The following is a 3,870-nucleotide window of genomic DNA, read 5'->3' on the forward strand; positions in this document are numbered from 1 at the left end:
CCCAGGACGCGATAGCGCCTGATTGAGAGCCGCCGCCTGCTCGGGCAAAGGCCCGCCTGTCGTATGCTCCCCGCGCTCGCGCTGCAGTGTTCCAGTCTGGCGAGCACGCTGCTGGAGCAGTTGCTGCCGTCGCTGCTTAAGCATAATCTCGTTTAAGCGTTCCATAGCTTATCTGCCTTCCGTTTCCCAGCGCCTCAAGATCGCGCGAATATAACGCCAGTTACGCTTATTATGTTCGACAGCCTCGCGAAAAGCCGCCTCGATCCACTCCGGTGGATAGCGCTCAGCGGCATCGCGCAGCTCATCAGCGATTAACGGAGAAAGAAGCCCTATATTCTGTTCGTACAAGACAAATATATTCGGACGCTCAATCTCAATGTGTAAATGCTGATTCTGGCCGTGGCCTGCGCGCGCAAAGGACGTGGCGACAGGAGCCGAGGAGAGGGCCGGGGCCGTCGAGGCGGGCGAGGTCGCCATTCCCTGGCCCTGACACTGACCCTGCTCTGGCTCGGCACGGCCTCGCCCGACGTCGAGCAGGCGCACCGGAATCAGCTCACTCCCCTGCAGCTCGGCCACCACACGCCGACTGCGCGCTGTATTGAAGAAATACCAGCCAATAACCTCATCTTCAGAGCCATCTTCCGCAAGCACCTTGAGGTAGACGCGGAGAATCGTGCCACGTGCTACCGCCTTTTCCAGGCCCTGGCGTACTCGTTCTTCAGGTGGACGAGGATCGCCACGCCGCTTCAGGCTCTTGAGCAGCACACGATCATTGAGTAGCTCTGGCTCGCTCACGCAACGCGGCTCGCCGCGTTTCTGAGCAAGCAACCAGAAGAGATGTAGCGTGACCTTCAATTCCGCTACATCCTCGATCTCTGGCAAGAGCGACCTGAAGAAGACCTCCGGCACAGGGACATAGGGATTCTTGCCCGAAGGGAAGCCAGCAAAGGACGTCATAGCCATCCATCCAGCGATTACTCAGGAGGCGGAGAAAGCTCTAGATCACAGAAGCGGGTATGACTCGCCTGGAAGTAGAGGCTTACCTCGCCGACGGGACCATTGCGATGCTTGGCGACGATAATATCTGCGATATTTTTGCGTTCCGAATCCGGGTTATAGACATCATCACGATAAATAAACATCACCACATCGGCATCTTGCTCGATGCTGTTATGCACGACGAGGTCCGCAGCAACGAAGTTGTGCAGGCCAGCTACCGTCAGATCATAGACTTCCGCCTCACCGGCGGGCATAATGGCCTCCACACGATCCCAGATGACATCACCCTCATCAGCCTCCACCGACTGCCGAGCAGTGCCAGGACCAGACTCAAGCGCCGAGAAGCAGGCGCGCGGGCGCGCCACCTTTCCCCCCACATTTAACTCATCGAGACGCCGCCAGCCGGCAGGCGTCAGAAAGCGATGATTGGCTGTGGCGCGCACCTGCTGGCCTCCAACAGTTGTCAGCCGATAGACTGGCCGGCACCCTGTCGCGAAAGCGCGCGTCACCGTCGCCGCCTCCAGGCGTCTTGTCTCTGGATTCAAAGCCAGCACCTGGAAGCCCTGACGCCCTACCAATTGCCTAATCGGACAGCATATTCCTTCGTCAGCCAGATAGACCGGCGTCTCCTCCGCCAGACAGCCGCTCTCGCGCAGATCAGAGAGCTGAGGCACCTTCGACTGGCGCGCTTCCACAGCGCGCGAGAGCTGCGCCAGCGCCAGCACCGGTACATTCAGCTCACGCGCCAGGGCCTTGAGTGTGCGGCTGATCTCTGAAATCTCCTGGACGCGGTTCTCATTGCGTCGCCCACCGCCAGTAGTGGTCTGCATGAGCTGCAGGTAATCGACGATAATTAGGTCAACACCCTGTTCCGCCTGGAGGCGCCGAGCCTTGCTGCGCATCTCCGCTGTTGAAATACTGGCCGTATCGTCAATCCAGATCGGGGCCTCCGCCAGGCGCTGGGTCGCCAGCATAATGCGCTCCCACTCCTCATCATTGATCCAGCCCGTGCGCAGGCGCTGCTGATCGACGCCAGCTTCCATCGAGAGCAGACGCTGTACAAGCTGCTCTTTGCTCATCTCCAGGCTAAAGATCGCCACTGTCTGCTTGAAGCGCACAGCCGCATTGTGAGCCATGCTCAGCGCCAGCGAAGTCTTCCCAAGCGACGGGCGAGCAGCCAGGATAATTAGATCCGAACGCTGTAGCCCGCCGGTGAGGCGGTCAAGATCGGTGAAACCGGTAGGGACACCAACAATGGCCCCGCGTCGCTCATGAAGTTGATCCAGCTTGTTCAGATATTCAGAAAGGATGTCGCTCAAGAGCGAGAAGTCTGAGCGCAGACGGCGTCGCCCGATCTCAAAGATCAGGCGCTCAGCTTTATCAAGGGCCACGTCGGCATCGCCTTCTTCGTAGGCAATGGCAGCGATCTGACCGGCAGCATGGATCAGCCGGCGCAGCACCGCTGTGCGCTCCACAATGCGCCCATAGTACTCGATGTTGCCGCTGGTGGGCACCTGGTTGACCAGAGACGTGATGTAACTGGCGCCGCCGACCTCCTCTAGCTTCCCCTGGCGCTCCAGCTCGTCACAGAGCGTAATAAAATCCGCTGGCTCGTGCCGCTCGTAGAGCTGGAGCATCACCTCATAGATAGCCCGATGGGCGTCACGATAGAAGTCCTCCGGGCGCAAGAAATCAGCTACCTGAATGATCGCTTCCGGATCAATCAAGATGCTGCCCAGGACGCCACATTCGGCCTCAATGTTCTGCGGTAACAGCTTCTCCACGTCCTGTCTCCAGCGTTTTGGCTTGCAAATCTTAGCTGCTCATCGCTGTACCGATAATGACGCTAAAAAAGCGGCTCAACAGCCTGGAAAAGATTATATCATCCAAGATTGGTCTTTTACGCAGTAGACTCGGCACCCGCCTCACAGCAGCTCGCTAGCGAGGCTACGTCTGGACCGGCCTGCTCTCGCCCTGCTCAGAAGCCTGCTGCGTTACACTCGCTTGGCTGCACTTCTCCCCCACTCGGGCAGGGGAGACAGCTAAGCAACACAGATACAGTCCGGGACTGCATTCGTCTCACCCAGGCTAGGAGTCTGTCATCAGCGGGAAGGGAGTCCCGTGTGTCTAAACAGTGTAGCGAATCTTGTGCCCGAAAGCAAACAGCAGGCTGGCAGTGGTCCTGTGGATATGTGGATATCCTGGGGGATGGCTGACGCTCGCGCCCAGCACGTATAGCTGAGGTAATAGGCAGTTTTCCCCCACTTATCCACCGTTGGGAGGCAGTTATCCACAGCTATCCACAGAGTTATCCACAATCTTATCCACATGGCTCAGTGGGCGAATCTTCCTATTCTCTAGGGACTATTCTCTCTCGCCGCGTCCCCCCTGGCCCTGGGAATGGCAGGAAAGGACTTGACCCGTAAGGACCTGCAGGGTATCATAGCACCCAGAAATCAGCGCTCTTTATTTTGGCTGGCGGCTTGCCAGCTCTCCCTGTTTCCCAGTCTGTGCGTAGTGGCGTCCATCGAATATTCATCTCGGGAACAGGCAGATAGCCAGGCAGGCAGGCCCTCAGCCATGTGTAGCGCTGCCGCTGTCAACAGAACAGCCTCGCAGCAAGGAAGCAGCTGAGCTGTTGACTGGGCTGAAGCCCAGTCATGCCATCCTGACTCGCCGCAAGCAAGATCTGAAGAAGGAGCAGTATTGAGACCCCATGCCAAAGACGAGCAAGCGTGCAGCCACAAGAAGAGCGAAAAAGATCGCCCGCGCGCACGCCACCAAGTTGCCAGAAGCGCCTGCCCCCAAGAAGGAGAAGCGTGGCCCTGGCTATACACCGCCTAAGCGGGGCCTGGCCCGCTACCCCTGGGC

The 3,870-nt window shown here is 58.5% G+C and carries 2 protein-coding genes; both read right to left on the reverse strand.

All coding sequences use genetic code 11. The annotated features are described in order from the left end of the window. Window positions 1-168 precede the first annotated feature (168 nt). On the reverse strand, window positions 169-957 hold the full coding sequence (locus tag IRZ24_RS17805) for a DnaD domain protein (protein ID WP_297167241.1): 789 nt from the start codon (window positions 955-957) through the stop codon (window positions 169-171). Window positions 958-974: 17 nt separating this feature from the next. Beyond that, window positions 975-2,783 carry a replicative DNA helicase gene (dnaB, locus tag IRZ24_RS17810; RefSeq protein ID WP_297167244.1) on the reverse strand — a complete coding sequence of 603 codons (1,809 nt, stop codon included), beginning with the start codon at window positions 2,781-2,783 and terminating at the stop codon, window positions 975-977. Window positions 2,784-3,870 lie beyond the last annotated feature (1,087 nt).

The organism is Thermogemmatispora sp., from assembly GCF_019683755.1.
In the GTDB taxonomy this organism is placed as follows: Bacteria; Chloroflexota; Ktedonobacteria; order Ktedonobacterales; family Ktedonobacteraceae; genus Thermogemmatispora.